The 22928-nt window shown below is 66.3% G+C and carries 19 protein-coding genes and 1 pseudogene; 7 read left to right on the top strand and 13 right to left on the bottom strand.

Features of this window, described 5'->3' with window-relative positions; all coding sequences use genetic code 11:
- Positions 1 to 20 precede the first annotated feature (20 nt).
- Positions 21 to 1475: an aldehyde dehydrogenase family protein gene (locus tag G6N31_RS09490; RefSeq protein WP_098003114.1), complete on the bottom strand. Its 1455-nt coding sequence runs from the start codon at positions 1473 to 1475 to the stop codon at positions 21 to 23.
- Positions 1476 to 1567: 92 nt separating this feature from the next.
- Between G6N31_RS09490 and G6N31_RS09485 the strand changes: the two genes are divergently transcribed.
- Both G6N31_RS09485 and G6N31_RS09480 read left to right on the top strand, forming a co-directional pair.
- Entirely contained in the window at positions 1568 to 2404 is an 837-nt protein-coding gene (locus G6N31_RS09485) for a mycofactocin-coupled SDR family oxidoreductase (protein ID WP_098003115.1), read from the top strand.
- Between the two features lie 95 nt (positions 2405 to 2499).
- A complete protein-coding gene (locus G6N31_RS09480) occupies positions 2500 to 3687 on the top strand; it encodes a cytochrome P450 (RefSeq protein WP_098003116.1) in 1188 nt (395 codons plus the stop codon).
- A gap of 55 nt (positions 3688 to 3742) precedes the next feature.
- Here G6N31_RS09480 and G6N31_RS09475 read toward each other — a convergent pair whose 3' ends face one another.
- The 6 genes from G6N31_RS09475 to G6N31_RS09450 all read right to left on the bottom strand — a co-directional run bounded on the left by G6N31_RS09475 (position 3743) and on the right by G6N31_RS09450 (position 12215).
- The gene (locus G6N31_RS09475; RefSeq protein ID WP_098003117.1) at positions 3743 to 3976 is read right to left on the bottom strand and encodes a hypothetical protein; all 234 of its coding nucleotides are present in this window, start codon (positions 3974 to 3976) and stop codon (positions 3743 to 3745) included.
- Positions 3977 to 3978: 2 nt separating this feature from the next.
- Positions 3979 to 5112 carry an amidohydrolase family protein gene (locus tag G6N31_RS09470; RefSeq protein WP_098003118.1) on the bottom strand — a complete coding sequence of 378 codons (1134 nt, stop codon included), beginning with the start codon at positions 5110 to 5112 and terminating at the stop codon, positions 3979 to 3981.
- A gap of 20 nt (positions 5113 to 5132) precedes the next feature.
- On the bottom strand, positions 5133 to 5960 hold the full coding sequence (locus tag G6N31_RS09465; protein WP_098003119.1) for an aromatic ring-hydroxylating dioxygenase subunit alpha: 828 nt from the start codon (positions 5958 to 5960) through the stop codon (positions 5133 to 5135).
- Positions 5961 to 6158: 198 nt separating this feature from the next.
- On the bottom strand, positions 6159 to 7166 hold the full coding sequence (locus G6N31_RS09460) for a Rieske 2Fe-2S domain-containing protein (protein ID WP_197747164.1): 1008 nt from the start codon (positions 7164 to 7166) through the stop codon (positions 6159 to 6161).
- 286 nt (positions 7167 to 7452) lie between these two features.
- Positions 7453 to 8241, bottom strand: a complete 789-nt coding sequence (locus G6N31_RS09455) for an aromatic ring-hydroxylating dioxygenase subunit alpha (RefSeq protein WP_133117680.1) — start codon at positions 8239 to 8241, stop codon at positions 7453 to 7455.
- Positions 8242 to 8720: 479 nt separating this feature from the next.
- On the bottom strand, positions 8721 to 12215 hold the full coding sequence (locus G6N31_RS09450) for an indolepyruvate ferredoxin oxidoreductase family protein (protein ID WP_163722118.1): 3495 nt from the start codon (positions 12213 to 12215) through the stop codon (positions 8721 to 8723).
- Between the two features lie 142 nt (positions 12216 to 12357).
- Between G6N31_RS09450 and G6N31_RS09445 the strand changes: the two genes are divergently transcribed.
- Complete coding sequence (locus G6N31_RS09445; protein WP_098004672.1) at positions 12358 to 12858, top strand: Lrp/AsnC family transcriptional regulator; 501 nt, start codon at positions 12358 to 12360, stop codon at positions 12856 to 12858.
- Between the two features lie 35 nt (positions 12859 to 12893).
- On the opposite strand, the gene G6N31_RS09440 is transcribed toward G6N31_RS09445, so the two are convergent.
- Positions 12894 to 14549: a 4Fe-4S binding protein gene (locus G6N31_RS09440; protein ID WP_098004673.1), complete on the bottom strand. Its 1656-nt coding sequence runs from the start codon at positions 14547 to 14549 to the stop codon at positions 12894 to 12896.
- 89 nt (positions 14550 to 14638) lie between these two features.
- Here G6N31_RS09440 and G6N31_RS09435 point away from each other — a divergent pair.
- Positions 14639 to 15422 (top strand): annotated as a pseudogene (locus G6N31_RS09435) (SDR family NAD(P)-dependent oxidoreductase).
- Between the two features lie 5 nt (positions 15423 to 15427).
- Here G6N31_RS09435 and G6N31_RS09430 read toward each other — a convergent pair.
- Positions 15428 to 16297 (bottom strand): cupin domain-containing protein, encoded by an 870-nt coding sequence (locus tag G6N31_RS09430; protein WP_098004674.1) that lies wholly within the window; start codon positions 16295 to 16297, stop codon positions 15428 to 15430.
- A gap of 85 nt (positions 16298 to 16382) precedes the next feature.
- On the opposite strand from G6N31_RS09430, the gene G6N31_RS09425 reads away from it, so the two are divergent.
- The gene (locus G6N31_RS09425; protein WP_098004675.1) at positions 16383 to 17393 is read left to right on the top strand and encodes an NADPH:quinone oxidoreductase family protein; all 1011 of its coding nucleotides are present in this window, start codon (positions 16383 to 16385) and stop codon (positions 17391 to 17393) included.
- On the opposite strand, the gene G6N31_RS09420 is transcribed toward G6N31_RS09425, so the two are convergent.
- On the bottom strand, positions 17307 to 18611 hold the full coding sequence (locus tag G6N31_RS09420) for a cytochrome P450 (RefSeq protein ID WP_098004676.1): 1305 nt from the start codon (positions 18609 to 18611) through the stop codon (positions 17307 to 17309). The genes G6N31_RS09425 and G6N31_RS09420 overlap by 87 nt on opposite strands.
- Before the next feature lie 80 nt (positions 18612 to 18691).
- Here G6N31_RS09420 and G6N31_RS27195 point away from each other — a divergent pair, with 80 nt between their 5' ends.
- Positions 18692 to 19804, top strand: coding sequence for a Rieske 2Fe-2S domain-containing protein (locus G6N31_RS27195; RefSeq protein ID WP_098004677.1), 1113 nt, complete (start codon positions 18692 to 18694; stop codon positions 19802 to 19804).
- Between the two features lie 18 nt (positions 19805 to 19822).
- The gene (locus tag G6N31_RS09410) at positions 19823 to 20848 is read left to right on the top strand and encodes an oxygenase (protein ID WP_098004678.1); all 1026 of its coding nucleotides are present in this window, start codon (positions 19823 to 19825) and stop codon (positions 20846 to 20848) included.
- Between the two features lie 13 nt (positions 20849 to 20861).
- Here G6N31_RS09410 and G6N31_RS09405 read toward each other — a convergent pair whose 3' ends face one another.
- Genes G6N31_RS09405 through G6N31_RS09395 form a run of 3 tightly spaced genes read right to left on the bottom strand, consistent with a single transcriptional unit; the run spans position 20862 to position 22750 of the window.
- A complete protein-coding gene (locus G6N31_RS09405) occupies positions 20862 to 21620 on the bottom strand; it encodes an enoyl-CoA hydratase (RefSeq protein ID WP_098004679.1) in 759 nt (252 codons plus the stop codon).
- Between the two features lie 52 nt (positions 21621 to 21672).
- On the bottom strand, positions 21673 to 22044 hold the full coding sequence (locus G6N31_RS09400) for a DoxX family protein (RefSeq protein ID WP_098004743.1): 372 nt from the start codon (positions 22042 to 22044) through the stop codon (positions 21673 to 21675).
- Between the two features lie 58 nt (positions 22045 to 22102).
- Positions 22103 to 22750, bottom strand: a complete 648-nt coding sequence (locus G6N31_RS09395) for a TetR/AcrR family transcriptional regulator (RefSeq protein WP_098004680.1) — start codon at positions 22748 to 22750, stop codon at positions 22103 to 22105.
- Positions 22751 to 22928 lie beyond the last annotated feature (178 nt).

Raw genomic sequence — 22928 nt, 5'->3', positions numbered from 1 at the left:
GCGCGTGTTCCCGCTCGATGCTAACCCGCAGGCCAGTTCACACTCTTGGTCTCGAAGTATTCGGCATAGCCCGCTTCACCCCACTCGCGTCCGATGCCGCTGTGCTTGTAGCCGCCGAATGGGCTGTGCGGATTGGGTCCGCCACCAACACCGTTGATGTGCACCATCCCGGTGCGCAGCCGGGTCGCGATGTCGTATCCGTGCGACGGATCGCCGGCCCACACCGAACCCGACAGACCGTAGGGCGAGTCGTTGGCGATGGCGACGGCCTCGTCGTCGCTGCGGTAACTGATGACCACACCGACCGGACCGAAGATCTCCTCACGGGCCACGCGCATCGAATTGTGGCCGCCCACGAAAAGTGCCGGGTCCACGTAGTAGCCGCGTGGCCGTCCCTTGGTGGGACTGCCGCCGAACGCCAGCTTTGCGCCTTCGGACTGACCGAGCTCGACATAGGACAACACCCGATCTCGCTGACGCTCGCTGATCAGCGGCCCCATCTCGGTGGCTTCATCGGACGGATCGCCGACCACGATGGTCTCCAGCCGCGCCAGCATCCGTTCGACGAGGTCGTGGTGGATGTCGTGGTGGGCCAGGATCCGGGTGAATGCCGCGCAGCCCTGACCGGCGTGCCGGGTGAAGTTGAGCACCGCGTGCGCGGCGGCGGCGTCGAGATCGGCATCGGGCGTCACAATGTTCACCGACTTGCCGCCGAGTTCGAGGACCACCTTCTTCACCGTCGAAGCCGCCTGCGCGAGAATCTGTTTGCCGACCACGTCCGAGCCCGTGAAGGACACCATGTCCACCCTGGGGTCGGTGGTCAGCAGGTTGGACACATCGATGTCACCGGTCACGATGTTCAGCACGCCGGCGGGCAAGCCCGCCTCCAGCGCGGCTTCGCCGAGGATGAGCGCCGACAGCGGTGTCAACGGCGATGGCCGCAGCACGACCGTGCACCCGGCCGCCAGCGCCGGACCGACCTTGAACAGGTTGAGCAGGGTCGGGTAGTTGAACGCGGTGATGGCCGAGACCACACCGGTCGGTTCGCGTAGCACCACGCCCTGTCCGATGCCGAGCCCGAAGGTCGGCGCCTGCGGCTGCCTGGTGGGGAAGGTCGGCATCACCCGGTCGACCAGGTCGCGCAGGTGCACCAGGGGCACGCCGACCTGACCGCTCCGGGCGAGCTGAACTGTGGCGCCGGCCTCGGCAACCGCGAGGTCGATGAGCCGGTCGGATCGCGCGGCCACCGCTTCGACGAACGCCCCCATCAGTGCGCGTCGCTCGGCGTCCGGCAGTCGGGGCCACGGCCCTTCGTCGAAGGCCCGGCGCGCTGCCGAAATGGCCTGATCTGCGTCGGCTTTCGATGCCTGCTCAGTGTGCGCGAAAATCTCCTCGGTGGCCGGATTCTGCACGGCCAGCGCGGTGCCGTGACCGCCCCGGCACCACTCGCCGTCGATGAACAGATCGGTGCGCATACCGGTTCCTCCGGGTGTCGAAGATGGTGCAATTGAGACAAAAACTGTCTAGTCTGAGCACATCGTATCGGTTCTCGATGAGGAGTTGAACAATGTCAGGACGCTTGGCCGGCAAAGTGGCACTCGTGACCGGCGCCGCACGCGGCCAGGGCCGTAGTCACGCTGTGCATCTGGCGCGCGAGGGCGCCGATGTGATGCTGGTGGATCTGTGTGCTGACATCCCCACCACCCGGTACCCGCTCGCCACCGTCGAAGACCTGGATCAGACCGCGCGGCAGGTGGAGAAGCTGGAACGCCGCGCGGTGATCCTGCGCGGTGACGTGCGCGATCGGAAGGCCTTGGAACAGGCTGTCGCGCTGGCAGTTTCAGAGCTCGGCGGCCTGGACGTCGTGGTCGCCAATGCGGGTATCGCACCGTTGGGTGCGGACGGCACAGCCCAGACGTTCGTCGACAGCTTCGATGTCGACTTCGTCGGTGTCGTCAACACATTCAGCGCCGCCATACCGCACCTGCCCGAGGGGGCATCGCTGATCGCGACCGGTTCTGTCGCGGCGATCCGGGGTGCGGTGGACAACCCCGCGTCCGGACCTGGCGGCGCGGGTTATGCCCTCGCCAAGACCATGATCGTGCAGTACACCAAGGCGCTCGCGAAACAGCTCGCGCCACAAAAGATCCGCGTCAACGCGGTGCACCCCACCAACTGCAACACCGACATGCTGCACAACGATGGGATGTACCGGCTGTTCCGCCCCGATCTGGAGCATCCCGTCACCGAGGACGTGATGGACGCGTTCGGGACCATCCAGGCCATGCCCATTCCCTATGTCGACCCCGCCGATGTGTCGCACGCGGTCGTCTACCTGGCCTCCGACGAATCCCGTTATGTCACCGGGCTGCAGTTGACGGTCGACGCCGGCGCCGCCCTGTAGGAGAGCGTCAGCGTATTCTTCGGTGAAACTCGAATGTTGTGCAGCAGAGCTGCCTACGCTCGATTTCGTCGCACCATCGAACGAGATGAGGACACATGACCACCCGCTATCCAACCGAACTCGATCCTAACGGCGTTCCCGTAGTCGACCTCGCGTCGATTCCGATAGCCACGGACCGCGGTGCTGGCTGGGCCGCACTGCGGGACATCGGTCCCGTGGTGCTGATGAACGACTGGTACTACCTCACTCGACGGGATGACGTGCTGCATGCACTTCGCACGCCGGAGATCTATTCCTCGCGCGCGGTGTCGGAGCTGCTCGGCAGCCCGTTGCCGCTGGTGCCGTTGGGGTTCGATCCGCCTGGACACACCCGCTACCGCAAGATCTTGCAGCCCTACTTCAGTCCGCACACCCTCGGGGCGATGATGCCGTCACTGCAGGCACAGGCCGTCGAAATGATCGACGATATCGCCGCAAGAGGTTCGTCCGACGTGGTCAACGATCTCGCCATCCGGTATCCCTCGCAGGTCTTCCTCACCCTCTACGGGTTGCCTTTGGAGGACCGCGACCGGCTGATCGTGTGGAAGGACGCGGTCATCGCGTTGGCGGACGGTGCCAACCCCGACGATGTCGACTCCACGCCGGCACTGGAGCTGGCCAGCTACCTGAGTGAGGCCATCGGCGAGCGGCGGCAGCATCCCGGCAACGACATTCTGTCGCAAGTCTTGTCGGGTGAGGAACCGTTGGACGACATGGAGGCGATCGGGCTCAGTTTCCTGTTTGTGCTGGCCGGGCTGGACACCGTCACCGCAAGCATTGGATTCGCGCTTCTGGAGCTCGCACGCAATCCCGAGATTCGTGGGCAGCTGCGCGATGACCCGGAGCAGGTGAGTGTCTTCGTCGAAGAGGTCGTCCGCTTGGAACCCGCCGCCCCGTTCCTGGCGCGAGTGACAACCGAGCCGGTGACGATCGACGACATCACGTTGCCCGCGCACACCCCGGTCCGGCTGTGCAATGGTGCGATCAACCGGGATGACAGCGACCCGGTGTCCGTGAACGGGATCGTCATGGACGGGAAGGTGCACCGGCATTGGGGCTTTGGTGGAGGCCCGCACCGCTGCCTCGGATCCCATCTGGCACGCATCGAGTTGACGCTGGTTGTCAACGAATGGTTGCGTCGAGTTCCCGACTTCGAGATTGAAGCGGGGTTTGTCCCGGAGATCACCTGGCCTGCCAACACATTCGCTCTTCAACGGCTGCCCTTGGTCTGGGACATCCACTGAGGTTTGGACTACCCGCCTGCCGCGCCCGGCCATTGCGGTGACGGTGGGTTCGTCATCAACCGGACGGGTAGCGCGACAGCGCGGCTTCGGCTTGTGCGAGCTTCTCGTACAGTTGGGCCAACTCGAGATCGCCTGCGCCGCCGGCGCTCAGCTCGGCGATCTCGCGCCGGATGTCACGCACCAGCTCGCGCACCCGGGCGTTGGCCTCCAGCGTGGTGAGCAGATCGTTTTCCTCGGCGACGGGGTCGTGTTCGATGACCTCGTCGCCGGGCGTCTCCGCAGCGGACATGACTATGCCGGCTTGAGGTGGAACAGCTCGCGGGCGTTGAGCTCCGCGATCGCATGAACCTCGTTGTCCGGAACGTGACGGACCGAATCGGCCAGGATCTTCCGGCTGTTGGGCCACATCGAGTCCGAGTGCGGGAAGTCGCACTCCCACAGAATGCGATCCAGACCGATGTCGTGGCGCAGTCCGATGCCGGTGCTGTCGACGATGAAGCAGCCCCAGATGTTGCGCCGGAACAGTTCCGACGGCCGTACCTCCTGATTGATGGGCTGCCAGAACCGTTGCCGCTCCCAGGTCATGTCGGCACGTTCCAGCATCCACGGCATCCAGCCGATGCCGCCTTCGGCCAGCACGATCTTGAGGTTCGGGTGGTTGTGGAACACCGGGGAGAAGCAGAGATTGATCATCGACTGCATCGAGTTGAGGCCCATCAGCGCGATGAACGTCGCCTCGGGCGCATCCGGCGCGGTGAACGGACGGGTGCCCGACGTGCCGAAGTGCATCATCAGCGGGATGTCGATCTCCTCGGCCGCGCTGAAGAACGGATCCCAGTAGTCGGTGTGGAAGGACGGCAAGTCCAGCGGGGTCGGGCTCTCGACGAAGCTCACCCCCTTGGCGCCCTTCGCCGCGGTGCGGTGCAGCTCAGCCACGCACAAGTCGACGTCCCAGACCGGCATGATCACGATCGGGGGCAGTCGATCTGGGTCGGCCGCGGACCATTCGTCGATGTGATAGTCGTTGTACGCCTGCACACAGCGCAATGCGAGGTCGCGGTCGGCGCCCTCGAGGAACAGCGTGCCGGCGAACTTGGGAAATGACGGGAAGGCCATGCCGGTGTGCACCCCGTCGAGGTCCATGTCGAGCAGGCGGGCGCTCGAGTCGTAACACCCGGGCATCATCTGGTCGAAACGCACCGGATCCCAACCCCATTCGCGCGGATCCTTGCCGGCGACGGCATTGAGTCCGATGTTGGGGTAGACGGTACCCTGATAGGTCCACACTTGGCGGCCATCTTCCCGTTCGATGATCCGGGGACCCATTTCGTGGTCGGACTTGGGAAGTCGGTCGAGCCAGACCCGGGGATGCTCGATCAGATGATCGTCGACCGAGACGAGTTTCATGTAATCCTGCAAGGGCATTTTAGCCTCCTAATGGTTTGTCACGCGCGAGAATTGAGGCCGAGTGCTTCGCTGACGTCGCGACCGGGGTCGCCGTCGGCCAGGTATGAGTAGTCTCCCGACTTTTGACGCTCGACAAGCGCGGAATACAGTTTGCGATAGCGCAACCCGGCCTTGTCGAAGCGCGAACTGAGGTCGCGGTCGTCGCCGGCCTCCAGGTAGTTCGCGTTCTGTTTGCGCACCGCCCAGTTGTCCTGCCTGCCGACGATATGCGATGTGTGGGAGAACAACTGCCGAGCGATGGAGGGCAGGTACATCGGGTTGTAGGTCACCGGGGTACGGGTCCGGGTGGCCGTTTCGGGATTGCACGGGTGCAGCATCCGCATCGACATTCCCGGGTTGAAGTCACCGTGCAGCACACAAAGCCCGCTGCGCACGTGGGTCACGGTGACTACGCGAATGTTCTGTGTGGTGGCGCCCTTGGCCATCGCCTTCTGTGCGTCCGGGATGGGCCGACCATGTGCGGTGCGGATCATCGTGACCACTTCCGAGGTGGACTCCACCTCCACGACGTCGTCCTCGGACAATGAGTCGCCGGTGAGCTTGGAGTGCAGGAAGTCCGCGTGGGTCAGATCCAGGAGATTCTCGGCAACCAGCTCGTAGGTGCAGTCGAACACCACGGTCTTCTGGAAGCGCTTCGGCATTCCCTCGATCGGCAGATGGGGGACCTGCGGGATGAGGTCGATCGATGCATTGCGGGGGTCGCCGTACCAGACCCAGGTGTAGCCGTAGCGCTCGTGGGTGATGTAATCGCCACTCCCGCCGGTTAATTCACCCTGACGTCGGAACTGTGGCGGTGTGTCAGGCATGTCTTCGGTAGCGCGTACCCGGGCTCCGTCGCGCCAGAAGATAACGGGGGCGCCGTGTATCGCGCGGCGCAGCGGCCGTCGTCCGACGTGTTGCGTGTGTACGAGTGGGAACCAGGTGTCGCGCAACGCGAACCCGCCAGGATGGAACCGTGACGGCGCCTTCGTGCGTTGTGGGGCAGCGGTTGTCATATGAGCTCCTCAGTGTGTCCGGGCCCGGCGCAGTGCGCGCACGCCGGGGTCGACTGATTTCGGCATCGAGTCCGCCACCGTTTCAGCCGAGTCGGCGGTTCGTCTGGCCAGTCGGCGGCTGGTGGACCATGCCTTGGCGCCGACCGCGCTGAGGCGTTGCTGAGGTCCCTGCAACGACATGCGCCAGCGCACGACGGTGCGGTGGGTGTCGATGGGCGTCAGTCCGATGAAAACCTGGCATGCGGGTGTCCAGCGGCCGGTGGCTACGTCGACACGGGTGAAACCGGTGTCCGCAACTGTGCTGATCGTCGAGGTGAGCTCCCGCTTGCTGACCGGCTCGAAGGTCGAAAGCCGGGGCAGGTTGTAGGCGTAGCGCTCCCGTTGCACGGTGATGACGCCGTCCTTACGGCGAACCGTCGGGGAGCACAGTTCGTCGCCGGAGCCCAGGAAGGCACCCAGGCCGAGCACCGCCCCGGGATTCAGCAGCACTGCTTCCGCGACCGAGGCGTGTGGTGAGCGGACTTCCACGGTGCCGGTGATGGCAGTGCTGTCGGTCGGAGTCGGCTTCGGTGCTTCGGAGCGCTCTGTCGAGGGCTCGGAGCCGGTCCACACGAAAACCATGCCGCCATAGATCAGGGCGTCGTACATGGTGGTGCCTACCTCGGGTTCTTCACCCGTGGCCGCGCCGACCGGCGGTGCCAGCTTGGAGGTCCGCAATCCGTAGCCGAGGAGCTCGGCGACGTTCTCGGCGGCGGAGAAGGCCGCCACCTTGATTCCGTTCGGGATGCGTTCGTCGGCGCTCAGGTTGGGGATTGCGGTGCAACGTCCCGTCGCACCGTCGAAACTCCATCCGTGGTAAGGGCATTGAATGGAGCCGTCCTCGGTCAGGCGGCCCATCGACAGCGGCAGCCGCCGGTGCGGACACCGGTCCTCGACCGCGCGGACTGTGCCGGTCAGGTCCCGGTATACCGCGAGTGCCCTGGTGCCCAGGCGGAACGCCCCGGGATGCTGATGCACTTCGTCGCTGTGCGCGACTGGCCACCAGCCGCTCGGCAACCCGAACGGGGACGGGTCTGATTCGCCTGGTGCGGCTGCGCGCGGCGAGACTCGGAGGGTTCGCGGCGATTCTTCGGCCGTGGTCATGTGACGGTTCGATACCTTTCCTGCTGCCCTGCTGACGCACCGTTTCCGGTGTCACGAAACTAACATCGACAGCACCGACAAACAAGACACAATCAACAAAATCTGTTCAACACGCTTCATTGTTGGCAGGGCGGTAGAGCCGGCCGCGGCTCGGCGCCTGTCACGCGCGGGTATTGATACCGAGCGCTTCGGTGATGTCTCGGCCCGGATCTCCGTCGTCGAGATACGAGTGGTCGCCGGACTGTTGGCGTGCCACGAGCGCGGCATAGACCTTGCGGTAACGCAGACCGGCCTTGTCGAATCGGGAACTGAGGTCGCGGTCGGCCCCGGCGTCCAGATAGTTCGCGTTCTGCTTGCGCACTGCCCAGTTGTCCTGCCTACCGACGATGTGAGTGGCGAAGGGAAACAGCATGCGCCCGATGGTCGGCATGTAGGAGGGGTTGTAGGTCACCGGTGTCCGTGTGCGCGTCGGTGTTTCGGGATTGCACGGATGCAGCATCCGCATGGACATGCCGGGGTTGAAGTCACCGTGCAGCACGCAGACGCCGCTGCGCACGTGTGTCACCGTCACTACACGGATGTTCTGCTTGGTCGCGCCCTTGGCCATCGCTTTCTGCGCGTCGGGGATCGGCCTACCGTGGGCGGTGCGAATCATGGTGACGACTTCCGAGGTCGATTCCACCTCCACGATGTCGTCCTCGGACAGTGAGTCGCCGGTGAGCGTGGAGTGCAGGAAGTCCGCGTGAGTGAGATCCAGGAGGTTCTCGGCGACCAGCTCGTAGCTGCAGTCGAATGTCAGCGAACGCTGGAACCATTTCGCCATCCCATCGGCAGGCAGGTGCGGCACATGGGGAATGAGGTCGGGCGACGCGCTGAGCGGGTCGCCGTACCAGAGCCATGTGTAGCCGTAGCGTTCGTGCGTGATGTAGTTGCCTGTGCCACCGGTCAATTCACCTTGGCGCCGGTGCTGGGGCGCAGTGCCGGGCATATCCTCGGTGGCGCGTACCTGTGCCCCGTCACGCCACAGGACGACCGGTTCACCGTGCATGGCGCGCCGGAGTGGCCGTCGCCTGACGTGTTGGGTGTGTACGAGCGGGAACCAGGTATCGCGCAGGGCGAACCCGCCAGGATGAAAGCGTGACGGTGGCGTGGTGCGTTGCGGGGCAGCGGTTGTCACATGAACTCCTCGGTGTGTGCTGGGCCGGCGCAGTGCAAGGACGCCGGGATCGATTGACTTCGACCGGTGACGGCGTTGCCCAGGTGCGGGCACGGAGCCGCGGTCCCGAGGCCCTGGGAGCGGTATCGGGAGTGGACGGCGGATGAACTCGCCGAGCGGACTTTCCTGGAACACATCGAACAAATCACGTTACACGTGTGCTGTGTGCGCTGGCGCATGTTTCGCGCCGGCCCCGTGCCGTTTGCGTCGGCTCACTCGGAGTCGTCCGGCGATGCCAGGGTGGCCGGCGTCGAAACGTCCCGTCCCAGCTCGCCTAGGCGCTGCAGATACAGCCGAACGTTGCGCAGCTTGACGTCCTCATAGCCGCGCACCAGGTCGGGGGCGGATGCCGCGGCGACCGCGGTGTCATACGACTCTGCAGAGAGGTTCGCGACGAGGTCACCCACCATGTCCTGGTAGTGGATGAGCAACGCACGCTCGAGGCGCCGCATGCGGGTGTGGCCGAACGGGTCCAGCCAGGTGCCACGCAGGACGCGGCCCTTGGCGAGGGCCCGCAATGCGCCGTGGCTGGCGGGCCGCATGCCGATCTTCTTCTTGCGGCCCAGCGCCTTCAACACCGGCGGATGCAGCTTGTAGGTGAGGTTGACGCCGCCGGGCACCTCCCGTCGCACAGAGTCGACGAACGCCGGGTCGGTCAGCATACGGGCCACTTCGTACTCGTCCTTGTAGGCCGTCAGCTTGTGCAGCCCGCGCGCGACGGCCTCGGACAAGTCGGTGCGCTCGGTGACGCGTCGTTCCTGCACCCACACGTCGGTGACGAACTCGATGTACTTGGCTGCGGTGCGCTCTCCCTGGTATGCGACGAGACCGGCGGCCCGTCGCTCGAGGAGTGTTCGGGTCTCGCCGTCGACCGGGCAGTTGCCGAGTAGATGGGTGGGCACGACGGTGTCGGAGCGTGGCGCCTGGTTCGGCGGCTGCGTCGCGGCCCGGAATGTCGACGGATCGGCCACCGCCACACGCCCCCACCGGAACGCCGCCTGGTTCGCGGCGACGGCCACGCCGTTGATGGCGATCGCCTCTTCGATCGCGGCCGCCGGAATGGGCAGGCCACCCGCCTGATACGCGGCACCGACCAAGAGGAAGTTCGCCGACAATGTACTTCCGAAGAGTGTGTTTGCGGCCGTCAGCGCGTCGAAGGCGGTGAGAGTTCTGGACCGCACGTCGAGGCGCGACAGCAGATCGGCGTCGGACGGATACTCGACTGCCCCGTCGTAGACCATCTCCCCGGTGGGTGTCCTGCTGGTCGACGCGACGGCGGTGGTGCGGTTGGGATCGCCGAGGCCGACGTTGCGGGCGTCGACGGCGGTGAGTAAATCGAATGCGAGCACGCAGTCGGCTGCTCCGGGACTGACCCGGTTGGAACGCTCGATCGCTGCGGCGCTGAGTCGCAGATGCGAGGTCACCGGCCCCGCCTTCTGGCTGAGCCCGGTCTGATCGAGCCCCTCCACGTGCAAACCGGCTCGCAGCGCGGCCATGCCGAGCACCTGGTTGACCGTCACGATGCCGGTACCGCCGATGCCGGCCAGAAAGATGTTGTGAATCCCGGTGATTGGCCGCCGGGCGGGATCGGGGATCTCGGGCGGGGTGGGCACCGGCGGCCGCGCCCGCTTCGATGGCTGATCGGGGACCTCGATGGTCACGAACGAGGGGCAGTCACCGTCCAGGCAGCTGTAGTCGGTGTTGCAGGTGGTCTGATCGATCCGGGTTTTGCGTCCGAACTCGGTCTCGACCGGCTGCACGGACAGACAGTTGCTCTTCACGCCGCAGTCGCCGCAGCCCTCGCAGACCGCCTCGTTGATGACGACGCGCGTGCGCCGCACGGGCATCGCGCCGCGCTTGCGCTTGCGTCGCGCGTCGGCGGCGCAGTGTTGGTCGTAGATCAGGACGGTGACACCCTTGGTGTCGCGCAGTACGCGCTGGGCTTCGTCGAGGCGGTCCCGGTGCCAGACCTGCACGCCGGAGGCGAACGTGGCGCCCTTGTGCCGCTCCGGTTCGTCGGCGCAGACGATCACCTTGGTCGCGCCGTCGGCGACGAGCTTGTGCGTCAGCTGCGGCACGGTGAGTCCGGCCTCGACGTCTTGGGCGCCCGTCATGGCGACCGCGGAGTTGAAGAGGATCTTGTAGGTGATGTTGACTCCGGCGGCGACGCACGCCTGGACGGCCAGCTGGCCGGAGTGGAAGTACGTTCCGTCACCGACATTCTGGAAGATGTGGTCGACGTCGGTGAACGGCGATTGACCGATCCACTGTGCCCCCTCGCCGCCCATCTGGGTCAGCCCGGTCACCTGGGAGTCCGTTCGCGCCGACATGGTGACCAGGGTGTGGCAGCCGATACCGCCGCCGGCCAGTGATCCTTCTGGCACGGCGGTGGACCGGTTGTGTGGGCAACCCGAGCAGAAGTACGCGGTGCGCTTGGTGGGCAGCACCGTCAGCTCCAACGATGGCGGCGGCGGCGCGGACAGGGTCACCCGCTCGCGCAGCACGCGGCGCAGGGGGGCGATCAGGCGGGCCGCGGTGAGCTCGCCATCGGGTGGAATGAGGTTGCGGCGCTCGGTATCCCGCTTACCGAGTACCTGTGGGCAATCGCTGCGACCGTAGAGCGCATCTTTGACCTGCGCCTCGACGAACGCGGTCTTGTCCTCGACCACCAGCACTTGTTCGACTCCGCGGGCGAGCGCGACGACCTTGTCGGCCCCGAGTGGATAGGGCATGCCGACCCGCAGAATCCGGATGCCTGAGCTGTACAGGCGGGCCTCGCTGAGCCCCAGCTCCACGAGGGCTTCCCGGACGGAGTCATAGGCGGTCCCGACGGCGACGATGCCCAACCAGGCGTCGGCCGGATCGACTTTGATCGTGTCGATGTCGTTGGTGGCGTTGAAGGCTTCGACCATCGCCCAGCGTGGGCCGTAGAGGTCGGCTTCGGCGAGCACGCTGTCGGGAGGCGCGGCCAGCACGCGCTGGCGGTACGTCCAGGGACGGCCTTCCCATTCGATCGTGGGCACCGTGATGTCGAAGCCGGCGAAGTCGCGATCGAGCGTCCACAGTCCGTCGGCGACGTCGGCGACGATCTTCATGGCCGGCCAGCACCCCGACGCGCGAGACAGCGCGATGGCGTACAGGCCGAAGGCGACCATCTCTTCGGCGTTGCGGGGGAAGAAGATCGGCATCGACAGGGCGGCCAGGGATCGCTCGCTGGCCGCGGGCACGCTCGAGGACTTGGCGGCTGGGTCGTCGCCGACGAGGGCGAGCGCGCCGCCGTTCGGGTTCGCTCCGTACATCGCCGCGTGCCGTAGGGCGTCGCTGGCGCGGTCCAGGCCCGGTCCCTTGCCGTACCAGACGCCGATGACTCCGTCGTGCGAGTGGGCGCCGCTGGGCAGTTCCAACTGGCTACCCCACACCGATGTGGCCGCGAGTTCCTCGTTCATGCCCGGGACCAGTTTTACGTGGTGATCGCTGCGTAGTTCGGGAAGACTGGCCAGCAGCTGGTCGAGCCCGGCAAGCGGACTGCCCTGATACCCGGACACGAAGGTGGCGACGTCTTTCTGGGCGCGCTGATCGCGAGTGTGCTGTTCCACCAGCAGGCGCGCGATGGCCTGGACGCCCGTGATGAGCACGGGGCCCGATGAGGCGCGGTATCGCTGCGTCAGAGTCGATTCGACGGATTCAGAGCTTTGCAGGTCGGTCAAGGCGTCTCACTGTCCAGAACGTCGAGATATCACCGTAGGTATGGTTAAGGCTTGCCCTGGATGTGATTTGGGTCAACTATCAGTTCTACAACTGACCGATTTGATCAGTTGACTGTCCCAATGACCTCGATAGGTGACAAGAATGCTCAGTATCGACCGCCTCGATGTCGAGCTCCTAGAGATGCTCGCCACGGATGCACGGACGGGTGTGGTGGAACTGGCGACGCGGCTCGGCATCTCGCGTAACACGGTGCAGGCCCGGCTGAGGCGTCTGGAGGAGGGCGGCCTGCTTGCCGGATACCGGCCGGAGCTGGTGTTGGAGCGGGCCGGTGTCCCGGTATTGGCGTTCATCGGGCTGGAGGTCCAGCAGGGCCGGCTGGCGTCGATCATCGACGCCCTGACCGCGATGCCGCAGGTGTTGGAGATCCATGCCACGACGGGTCGTGAGGACCTGCTGGTGCGGGTGGCCGCCGACACCCAGGCCGCGCTGCAGCAACTGATCGAATCGATCGTGGGCATTGCCGGTGTGGTCCACTCGACCACCACGCTGGCCCTCACGACGCCGTTGCCGTATCGAGCGGTGCCGTTGCTCAAATATCTGACCCGCGATACGGGCTGGGGACGATCGACCCCTCGCGCCTGATCGCGCTACCTGGAGGCCTGTTCAGAATCGGCTACTCAAGCCGAGTCCGTTGGTGCCGTAGCCGCGGCCACCAGTTCGGCGGTGTCGACAATCTTGACCCGGGGACGCGATTGTTCTCTGCCGTGTCGGCGTTCGGCCGCGTCGACCGCTCGCCATCCGTTCCAGTCGATGGCGTTCGCGCCGCGCTCGGCAAGTAGTCGACTGAGTGCGGCCCGGTCGCCCACCGTGCGGGTGAGTCGGCCGCTCGTGAAGTCCTCGACGAGCCCGGCTACGGTTTCGTCCGCGCAGGTGCGGTTGGTGCCGATGACGCCGCGTGGGCCGCGCTTGATCCATCCGGTCACGTACGTGCCCGGTACGGGTTGACCGGTCTCGTCGATGACTCGGCCGCAGTCGTTGGGGATGGTGCCGGTGGTCGAAGTGAACGGCAGGCCGTCGATGGCCGAGCCCTGGTATCCGATCGACCGCAGGATCAGGGGCGTATCGATCAGCTCCGTTCCGTCGGCAGTATCTCCCGCAACGAGCTGACCGGCCTCGTCAATCCGGTTGGACACGATGCGCAGCCCGTCGGCCGCTTCGTGGCCGGTGACTTCGGCAGGAGATGCCAAGAAGCGGAAAACGATCCGCTTGTTGCCCGGCGAAGTGGGTCTGTCGGCGTACTCGCCGGCGACCTGAAGTTTGAGCTCGGTGTCGATGTCGTCGGCGGCACCGGCCTCCAGTTCGGCCCCGTCGATCACGACGTCGACTCCCGGTAGGTGACCCAATGCCATGAACTCGGCGGCTGAGAACGCTGCGTCGCGGGGTCCGCGCCGGCCCAGGATGACGACCTCGCGGATGTTGCTGTTGTACAGGGCATTCAGGGCATGTTCGGCGATGTCGGTCTGGGCGAGCCTGTCGTGATCGAGCAACAGGACCCGCGCCACGTCCAGCGCGACGTTGCCGTTGCCGACGATGACGGCTCGCTCGCCGGACAGGTCGAATGTGTGGTGGGTGTGGTCCGGGTGGCCGTTGTACCAGCCCACGAAGTCGACGGCGGAATGATTGCCGGGCAGTTCCTCGCCGGGGATGCCGAGGTCACGGCTGCGGGCCGCGCCCACCGCATAGATGACCGCGTGGTGGTGTGCGAGCAGGTCGTCATGAGTCAGGTCGGTGCCGATCTCGACATTGAGGTGGCAGCCCACGCGCTTGTTGCCCAAGACGTGCTCGAAAACCCGCACCACGGATTTCGTGTGTTGATGGTCGGGAGCCACCCCGGCGCGGATCAGGCCGAACGGGGTGGGGAGGCGTTCGAACAGGTCGACCTCGAGACCGTCGATGCCGATGAGGGCGGTCGCCGCGTAGCACGCGGCGGGTCCGGCGCCGACGGTCGCGACCCGCAGCGAACCGGGTTGAACCCGGTCGGGACGAATGGGCTCGGCGAGGATGCTGGGTTCCAGGGGGTGGCGCTCGAAGTACGCGGCGTTGATCTCGCGGAAGCGTTCGAGTTCGGGAGGTAGATCTTCGTCGAAGTGGATCGCGTCGACCGGGCACTCCTCGAGGCAGGCGCCGCAGTCGATGCATTCCTGCGGGTCGATGTAGAGCATCTGGGTGTCCGTGAATTCGCCTGTGCTGCCTGCGGGGCGGATACAGTCCACGGGGCACACGGGCACGCAGCTGGCATCTTTGCAGCAGTTCTGCGTAATGACGTACGGCACAGATGTCCTCTCGGTCGGCGGGGCGGGGTGGATCCGAGCAGACCCCCAAAGGGCTGTACATTATAAACAATATCTGTTTATTGTGTTGAATGGCTACGCAGACTGGCAACGGCAAGCTCGAAGGCAAGGTCGCCCTGATCACGGGCATCGGCGGCGGACAGGGCAGGGAGGCCGCGCTCCGGTTCGCGGCGGAGGGCGCCACCGTCGTCGGATGTGACATCGACGCCGCGACCGCCGCGGAAACCCTGGCCGCGGTGCGAAGTGCGGGTTGGGACGCGGACATCGCAGCGACCGCCGTCGATCTGGGTGATCCCGAGCAGGCCCGCACGTGGGTCGAGGCCGCCGCCGAGCGGCACGGTCGCATCGACGTCGTCTACAACAACGGCTCCGCCGCCAAGTTCGGCCACGATCGCCGAACTGTCCGTTGAGGATTGGCGATTCACCATTCGCAACGAGCTCGACCTGGTGTTCTTCGTGACGAAGTACGCCTGGCCGGCGCTGGTGCGCTCCGGCGGCGGCACGGTGATCAACGTGGCCTCGGTCGCGGGCTGGACCGGCAACCGCGCGGTGCCGTTCGTCGCGCACATGGCGTCCAAGGGCGGCGTCATCGCGATGACCAGGCAGCTGGCCGCCGAGGGCGGGCCGGTCGGTATCCGCGCGGTGAGCATCAGCCCCGGCACGATCGTCACGCCGGGTACCGCCGACGTGCTGGCGGTACCCGAGGTGCGCGATGCGCTCACCAGTCAGACGTTGATTCCCCGTCTCGGCCAACCGTCGGATGTCGTTGCGCTGGCGGTGTTTCTGGCTTCCGACGAGGCCGGGTACATCACCGGCAGCGATTTCGTCGTGGACGGCGGGCTGACGGCCGTCTGACCCGGCTATCCGATCGTGGCGTCGACCGGCTGATGGCGCCGGTCGGCGACGACGAGCGTCAGCTGGCAGCCTTCGGCGCCGGCGACGAGTGCCGGCATGGGTTCCTCGGCGCGCTGCACCCGCATGTCACCGGGCAGGTAGACATCGGATCCGATGGTGAGGCTGCCACCGGTGACGACCAGGAATTGCTCAGTGCCGCAGACGCTTTCCGGACGGATTGTCTCATCTGTGGCTGCATGGATCAGCTCGACCGATGGCCCGGCGTTCGCATCGCCGAAGGTGCCATGCAGCGGCGCGTCCGCCGCGAGCGCGGCCACGGAGCCGTGCAGGTAGCCGCGTGAGCAGCCGCCCGCGCTGGTGTTGACGTCGGCGATGCCCTTCGGGCCGGCGGGATGCGCGTAGTTCTCGGCATCGGCCGCGCGGAAGTTGTCTCCGCCGTCGATCAGCGTTTCCTTGTCGGCCTCGGCCATGATGGTGGGCAGTGCACCGCGACGGTCGCCGATCACCAACACGATCCACGCCGGATCATCCGACGCGGGATGCTCGCGATAGACCTTGCCGGCTTCCTGGAACATGTAGTCGCCGGCATGCAGAGGCCTGCCGCCCACGTTCCATTCGCCCCCGGCCAACACCCGGAACTGGTCGCTGCCATGGAAATGCGGGGGGTCGACCACGTGGCGCCAGTCCAGCGGCTCCTCGGGCATCGATGTCACCAGCCCGAGCTGAACCAGCGGGCCGACCTGTGGATCACCGATGCCGAATGTGTAGTTCTTGATGGATCCGGCCGGGGTCATCGCCGGCCAGGTGTCCTGTGCCCGATAACTGATATCCAGGTGATCGCCCTCGAGCGTCAGCACATTCTGCCCGTCAAACATCGCACGTCTCCTCGCCTCTGCACCGGTGATCAATTTGAACATGCTCCGTTCATTTCGTTCAATGAAATGCGGTATCTTTCGAGGCGTGCAGGCAGCTGTGGCGCGATCACTGGGTGGCCCGGACGTGGTCCGGGTCGAAGACGTCCCCTCTCCGTCCCTGACGCCGGGTACCGCGCGGGTCGCGGTGCACTCGGCGGCGGTCAACTTTCCCGATCTGCTTGTGCTGGCGGGCAAGTACCAGGCCAAGGTGCCGCCGCCGTACACGCCGGGGTGTGAGTTCTCCGGCCGCGTGGTCGAGGTCGCGCCCGACGTGACCCGCGTGCGGGTCGGCGATGTGGTGTTCGGTCTGGCCACCCACGGCGCGTTCGCCGAGGAGGTGGTGCTCGACGCCTCGAGGCTGACCGCGCTGCCGGCCGGTGCCGCCGTCGACATGCGGCAGCTGGCGGCTTTCGGCGTCACCTACACGACCGCCTATCACGCGCTGCGCACCTTCGCCGAAGTGCAACCGGGGGACTACGTCACCGTCCTCGGCGCCTCCGGCGGGTTGGGCCTGGCCGCCGTCGATATCGCAACTGCCCTGGGCGCCAAGCCGATTGCGGTGGGTGGTGATCCGGCCAAGCTGGCCGTCGCGACGGCCCGTGGAGCCCGGGCCGCCGTCGATTACACCGCAGAAGACGTCAAGGCACGGCTCAACGAACTCACCGATGGTGGCGCGTCGGTGGTCATCGACCCGGTCGGCGGCCCGTACGCCGAACCCGCGTTGCGTGCGATGCGATGGGGCGGACGGTATGTCGTGCTCGGCTTCGCCGCCGGTGACATCCCGCGCATCCCGTTGAACCTGGTGCTGCTCAAGGGTATCCGGGTGATGGGGTTCGAGAACCGCACGATCCTCGACCACATACCCGAGGCGGCGTCCGCGCATCGGGCCGAGGTGCTGAAGCTGTTCCTGGACGGTGCGGTCCAACCACATGTGGGAGCGGTCTATCCGCTGAACCAGGTCGGGTCGGCCCTACGTGACCTGGCTGAGCGGCGGGCGGTCGGCAAGGTAGTCGTGAGCATCTCCGAACTCCAGGTCCAGCCGAACGAAGCCCCGTAGCAGCGGGTTGGCCGCACGTTGGGGCTCGGCGTCCGTGGCCAGCGCCAGGTTCGTCATCTTCGGCAGTAGGCGCGCAAGTGCCAGCCGGCCTTCGGTGCGCGCCAGTCGCGCGCCGAGGCAGAAGTGCGGCCCCACGCTGAACGCGAGGTGCTGCTTGTAGCCACCGCGGGCCCGCCGGTCGAGCACGAGGTCGTCGGCGTCGTCGAACACCGTCTCGTCGTGATTGGCCGAGCCGTACAAGACGAACACCGTCGACCCGGCCGGGATCGTCACGCCGTGCAACTCGACGTCGCGGGTCGGGAATCGCGGCAGGCCCTGCGCCGGGGCCTCGAGCCGGAGGATCTCTTCGAGGAAGGGCTCGATGAGCTCTGGTGCGTCCCGCAGCGTCTGTGCCAGTGCGGGCTCGGTGGCCAGCCGGTGCAGCGCGCTGGTCAACATGAACATCGTCGTCTCGTTGCCGCCGACGAGGAAAACCTTGGCCACGTTCACGATCTGGATGTCGGTGAGGCGCTCGCCGTCCAGTTCGACCCTGGTGAGCAGGGAGAAGAGATCATCGCGTGGCTCCGCGCGGCGTTGCGCGATCAGCGAGAAGAAGTAGTCGCTCATCTCCGCGATGCCGCGTGCGACCTCGGCCTGCCGTTCCGGCGTCTGGGGTCCCGCGGTCCTGGTCATGATCTCGTCGGCCCAGAACAGGCAACGCTCTGTCATCGCGGCGTCGGCCCCGAGCGCCAGGGCCGTCACGGCAGCGGGCAGCGGCCGGGCGAACTCAGCCGCGAACTCCACGCGACCGCGGCGGAGCCAGCTTGAGGAGAGGTCGTCGATCAGTTCGGCGATGGCAGGCTCGAGGGCGGCGACGTTGGATTCGTTGAATACCTTTGCCACCAGAGCGCGGACCCTGGTCTGCTCGGGCGGGTCGTTGTCGAGCAGCGTCGGCATCTCTGGACACCGACTCAGGATCGCGTCGAGTTCATCCTGCCGCTCGGGGTCGCCGAACCAGGCGAACGGATTTCGCGGTGCGCGCGACGAGAAGGTCTCGGTGTCCTTGACCACTCGGAGCACATCCTCGTAGCGCGTGACCATGAAGACGCCCGGAGCCATCTCGGTGACCGGCGAGTTCTCCCGCAACGCCTTGTAGATGGGAAACGGGCACTCGATCATCGGGGCGAGCGAAGCGACGGGGGGATCGGGCGGGGCTGACTCGGACGAGGTGGTCATCATCCTCCGTAGGTTCTATCACTGTACTAATTAATCACAATCTGTCTAACATGTCTTTCATGCAGTTATGGCGGATTCACTAGATGGGCCCGACTGACGGCGCGGTTACCCGGCCGGCGTCCGCAACGCGGACAACGAACCAGACCGGCCTGCGCCACGCGTGGTGGCCGATCGCGTTCAGTGACGAGATCCGCCAGCATCCCAGCGCCTTTCGACTCGGGAACCAGGATTTCGCGGTGTATCGCGACCTCGGCGGCACGGTACGCGCGGTCGACGACGCGTGCCCGCACCGGCGATTGCCGCTGTCGATGGGGCGGATCACCGAAGACGGCTATCTGCAGTGCGCGTATCACGGTTGGTGCTACGACGGTGCCACCGGCCAATGCACCGCCATCCCGAACCTGAGCCAGGGTGAACGAGTGCCCCGCGGTATCAAGGTGGGCGTGTTCGCCACCGTGGAGAACGTGGCCGATGCGTTCGGGTGGGGGCTTCGGTCGCCGGCCCTGGCGCCGCGCGTCGGCCCACCGACCGGTGCCGAACCCGACGAAGGTACGACGATGTCGCCGACGGCCGTCGTGGGCCCATTGGTGTTCGTCTGGTCCGCCGGGCAACCCGAACCCGTTGACGTTGCAGCGCCGCCATCCCCGGTCGGGGGACCGCCTTCCGGTGGGCGGTCGGTATCGGGCCAGATGACCGTGCGGGCTCCGCATGCCGAAGTGTGCGATGCGGTGCTCTGGAATCCCGGCAAGCTGCTCGGACAGTCTTGGCTGATCGGCGCCGGGGACGAGGTGCTCGGTCCGGTCATCGATGTGGACGCATCGTCGGTGTCGGTGCAGCGGCGGCGTTATGTGCTTGATCTGCCACGGGTTTCGACGTTCGGGCCGCTGGCCAAGGGTGTCGCGGGCAGTACCACGACGATGGATGCGGTGACCGGCCTGGCAACCATCGACGTCGCGGCCCGCGGGCACGTTCCGGCGGCCCGGGTGGTGGTCGGCCTGACACCGATCGGCCGCTATCGCACAGTGGTGCGCTGGACCACGACGTTCGACGGTGCGGGACCAGGGCCGGCCACCGCAGCTGCCCGCGCCGCGGCGCTGCGGGCGTCATCGCGGGCCGAGGCCGTGGTGGATGCCGCCGAATCTGCAATCGATGATGCGGTCGATGCTCTGCGCGACATCCGTCGCCGGACATCGTGACGACGAAGGGAATCAGCGGTGACGGAGACGATCGAAAGCCTCGGTGGTGCGCCGAAGGAATTCCGGCCGGGCGCCATCGCCTTGCGCGACGCATGGTTCCCGCTGGTGCACGCCAACCAGGTGAAGCGCCGACCCGTCGCTCGAGCGCTACACGGCGAACCCGTCATCTTCTACCGGGACGGCTCCGGCGTGCTGCGGGCCACCGACGCCACCCCGGGTACCCCGGCGACCGCGCGTCCGGGTTCGGCGTTCCTGGATGCCACCGGTCACTATCCGCTCATCGAGCGCTACGGATATGCCTGGGTCTGGTACGGCGATCCGCTCAACGCGTCGGCAGAGTTCCTGCCCTGCATTCCGCACACCCCGGTCGAGGGCTTACCGCGCCGGTTCCAGGCAACGGTGGTGTACGACTGCACCTATGAGCTGGTGTGCGAGAACCTGCTCGACCTGACGCACGCGGATTTCCTGCATTCCAAGCTGACCGGGGACGCCCTGTCCGAAGACGATGTCATCGACGTGTACTCGACCTCGGAGACCGTCACCATGATCCGGACCGCCCACGGCCGGCCCATCCCGCAGATGCAGAAGGCGCTCGCCGGGGGAGCCAAGACGCAGAACGTCCGTGCCGTCACGATCACCTACGTCCGCAGCGGATTATGTGTTCTGCATGGCGATTTCAATCCGGGGATGTCGATGCCGATGATCCACCCGACCAACCCGGAATCGCGTACCCGGTGCCGGGTGCCTGCGCTCTTCAATCCTCGCTACATGCCCGGTTTTGCCCGGGCGGTGTTCCCGCTGTCGGCACATCCCGTGGGGCGGCAGGATAATTGGGCCATCCGCAAGCAGAATGCAAAGTACGTGGGAGCCCGGAGACACGATCAGCAGGACCTCAGCTCACGCTTCGACAAGGCGGGACTGCGTTACCGCAAGGTTTACCAGCAGCTGGCGGCGAGGCAGCGCGACGGGGACTTCTCCTACCTGCCGGACGCGGGGATCGCTCGGGACACCTCCGAGGAACTCGGTATCGACACCCGCGCCTAAGGCTGCGCCGGGGCTACCGCCGCTGAGCGGCGGCCAGCCGCTGTGCGAATTCGGGTGACCGGATCGAACGGGCCTGCGGCTTGAGCTCGATCTGCTTGGCAAGCGCGTGCTGATCGATGTCCACCTGACCCGGATTGGCGGTCGCGCGCATCGACGCCTTGGTGGCCAGTATCACCTCGCGCGGAGCAGCGGCGGGCCCGGCGGCCAGTTCGAGTGCGTCCGCGACCGGGTCGTCGGCCACCCGAAGAGCCAAGCCGTGGCGAACCGCCGCCTCGGCGTCGAACGACATACCGAACAGGAGTGCCGCCCGGGCTACCTGGGTTCCCGCAGCGCGGTCGAACATCCACGTGCAGCCCCCACCCGGATGCAGGCCCAGCTTCTGAAACCGGGTGTCGAACACGGCTTTCGGCCCGGCGATGCGGACATCGGCGGCCAGCGCAAGGTTGAGGCCGGCCCCGACGGCGGCGCCGTTGACCGCTGCGATGGTCGGTAGCGTGCAGTTGGCCAGTGCCATGAAGCCGTCGTACAGCCGCAGCAGACCTTCCTCCGCGGCCGAACCCAGCGCGCTCAGGTCGGCACCGGCACAGAACGCCTTGCCCGCTCCGGTGACCACCAGGGCGTGCACGCCTGAATCGGCTTCGGCCCGTTCCACCGCCGAGCGCAACTGCGCGGACATGGAGTCGTTGACCGCATTCCGACGGTCCGGGTCGTTGACGGTGATGAGTGCGACACCATTGGTCGCGCTGTAGTGAACAAGATCTTCTTCGGTCATCGGGACTCCGTGGTAGGGCGGCGTACGAGGGGCCACTGCGTCGGGCTGGTTGTCACGACTGCCGGTCGTCGTCACGCGGCGGGCCCAGCGCAGTCATCGTCGCGAAGATACCCAAGAACGTTCCAGCGGCACCCATGCTGCTGCTGATGTCGCGGGCGCGAATATGGGAGCCGACGGCCAAGGCGAAATAGAGCGTGAGCATGGCGGTGGTCAGCCGCCCCAGCGCCGGAAAACGTCGGGCCGACAACAATCCCACTGCCGCGGCCGCCTTGATCGGCGGGAAGATCCACCGATAGCGCGCCGGGAACTCCACCTTGTCCAGTCCTTCGGTGACGAACGGCAGTGGGACGGCGTAGATCGCGGCGTCGAACGCCATGAACCAGCCGAGCCCTGCGTACGTCCGCCCCGATTTCAGTACCTCGATCGCCATTGCGCAACCATAGCCGAGACTGATCAGATAGTGCGATACTTGTTCAATATGTTCAAGAGACTGAGCCCGCCGGGGGAGCGAGGCAGGCGGGCAGAAAGGCGCGGATGAGTCCTTCGTCGCCGCCGTCCTCGGCCCGGCCGGGTTCGGCGATCAGGCTGAACCCGATGCGGGTTACCCAGCGCGCCATGGTGTCGACCGTCAGGTCTTGGCGGACCTCACCGGACGCCACGGCGACTTCCAGGCGTCGGCCGAGTACCTCCGCGAGACGCCGGCCCCAGACCTCGGAGGCCTCAGCCGCGCGAAGGGTTCGCCCGAAGTCTTCGGTGCCGACCAACAGCGCCATGGCCGGTGAGCTCCGAGCCGCCGCCAGTCCGACCACCGTCGCGTTGACGAGTCGGTCCAGGAAAGGTTCGTCGGTGGCCCAATGAGCTTCGGCGGCGTCGAGCACCGCCTTGACTGCACGCAAGAACGATGCGGCCAACAGCGCGTCTTTGGTGGGGAAGTAGTCGTAGACGGTGCGGCGATGAACGCCGGCCTTCTGTGCGATATCGCTCATTCGGGTGCGGGCAGGTCCGCGCTCGGCGTAACAGGCTTCGGCGGCGGCCAGCAGTCGCTCCCGCGCCTGTTCCTCGCCGACGGGCGCATCGGCGCCCCAAGGCGCGGCACGGCCCGAACTCGTCCGCTGCGACGTGCCCGTCATTGTCGCGATCCCTGCGGTGCCGACAAACCTTGACTCGAAGCCACAGCTGACCTTGGCGTGTGCCGTGAACCACACAAAAGTCGTGCTTGTGGTTCAAGATGCGGCCGACATATTTGTGCGTCGGCGGCTTCCGGTCAACGTTGTATACCTAGTAACCTATGTCTGGTGTGATTTGGAT

This window comes from Mycolicibacterium duvalii, from assembly GCF_010726645.1.
Lineage (GTDB): Bacteria > Actinomycetota > Actinomycetes > Mycobacteriales > Mycobacteriaceae > Mycobacterium > Mycobacterium duvalii.
This window is presented reverse-complemented; position numbering and strand designations above follow the sequence as displayed.

Coding starts and splice junctions, on each gene's coding strand:
- G6N31_RS09470 (WP_098003118.1), bottom strand. CDS start 5,112: ATGCCCTTGCAGGATTACATGAAACTCGTCTCGGTCGACGATCATCTG.
- G6N31_RS09405 (WP_098004679.1), bottom strand. CDS start 21,620: ATGACCGAAGAAGATCTTGTTCACTACAGCGCGACCAATGGTGTCGCA.
- G6N31_RS09430 (WP_098004674.1), bottom strand. CDS start 16,297: ATGTTTGACGGGCAGAATGTGCTGACGCTCGAGGGCGATCACCTGGAT.
- G6N31_RS09395 (WP_098004680.1), bottom strand. CDS start 22,750: ATGACGGGCACGTCGCAGCGGACGAGTTCGGGCCGTGCCGCGCCTTGG.
- G6N31_RS09420 (WP_098004676.1), bottom strand. CDS start 18,611: ATGATGACCACCTCGTCCGAGTCAGCCCCGCCCGATCCCCCCGTCGCT.
- G6N31_RS27195 (WP_098004677.1), top strand. CDS start 18,692: ATGGGCCCGACTGACGGCGCGGTTACCCGGCCGGCGTCCGCAACGCGG.
- G6N31_RS09465 (WP_098003119.1), bottom strand. CDS start 5,960: ATGCCTGACACACCGCCACAGTTCCGACGTCAGGGTGAATTAACCGGC.
- G6N31_RS09485 (WP_098003115.1), top strand. CDS start 1,568: ATGTCAGGACGCTTGGCCGGCAAAGTGGCACTCGTGACCGGCGCCGCA.
- G6N31_RS09475 (WP_098003117.1), bottom strand. CDS start 3,976: ATGTCCGCTGCGGAGACGCCCGGCGACGAGGTCATCGAACACGACCCC.
- G6N31_RS09490 (WP_098003114.1), bottom strand. CDS start 1,475: ATGCGCACCGATCTGTTCATCGACGGCGAGTGGTGCCGGGGCGGTCAC.
- G6N31_RS09445 (WP_098004672.1), top strand. CDS start 12,358: ATGCTCAGTATCGACCGCCTCGATGTCGAGCTCCTAGAGATGCTCGCC.
- G6N31_RS09480 (WP_098003116.1), top strand. CDS start 2,500: ATGACCACCCGCTATCCAACCGAACTCGATCCTAACGGCGTTCCCGTA.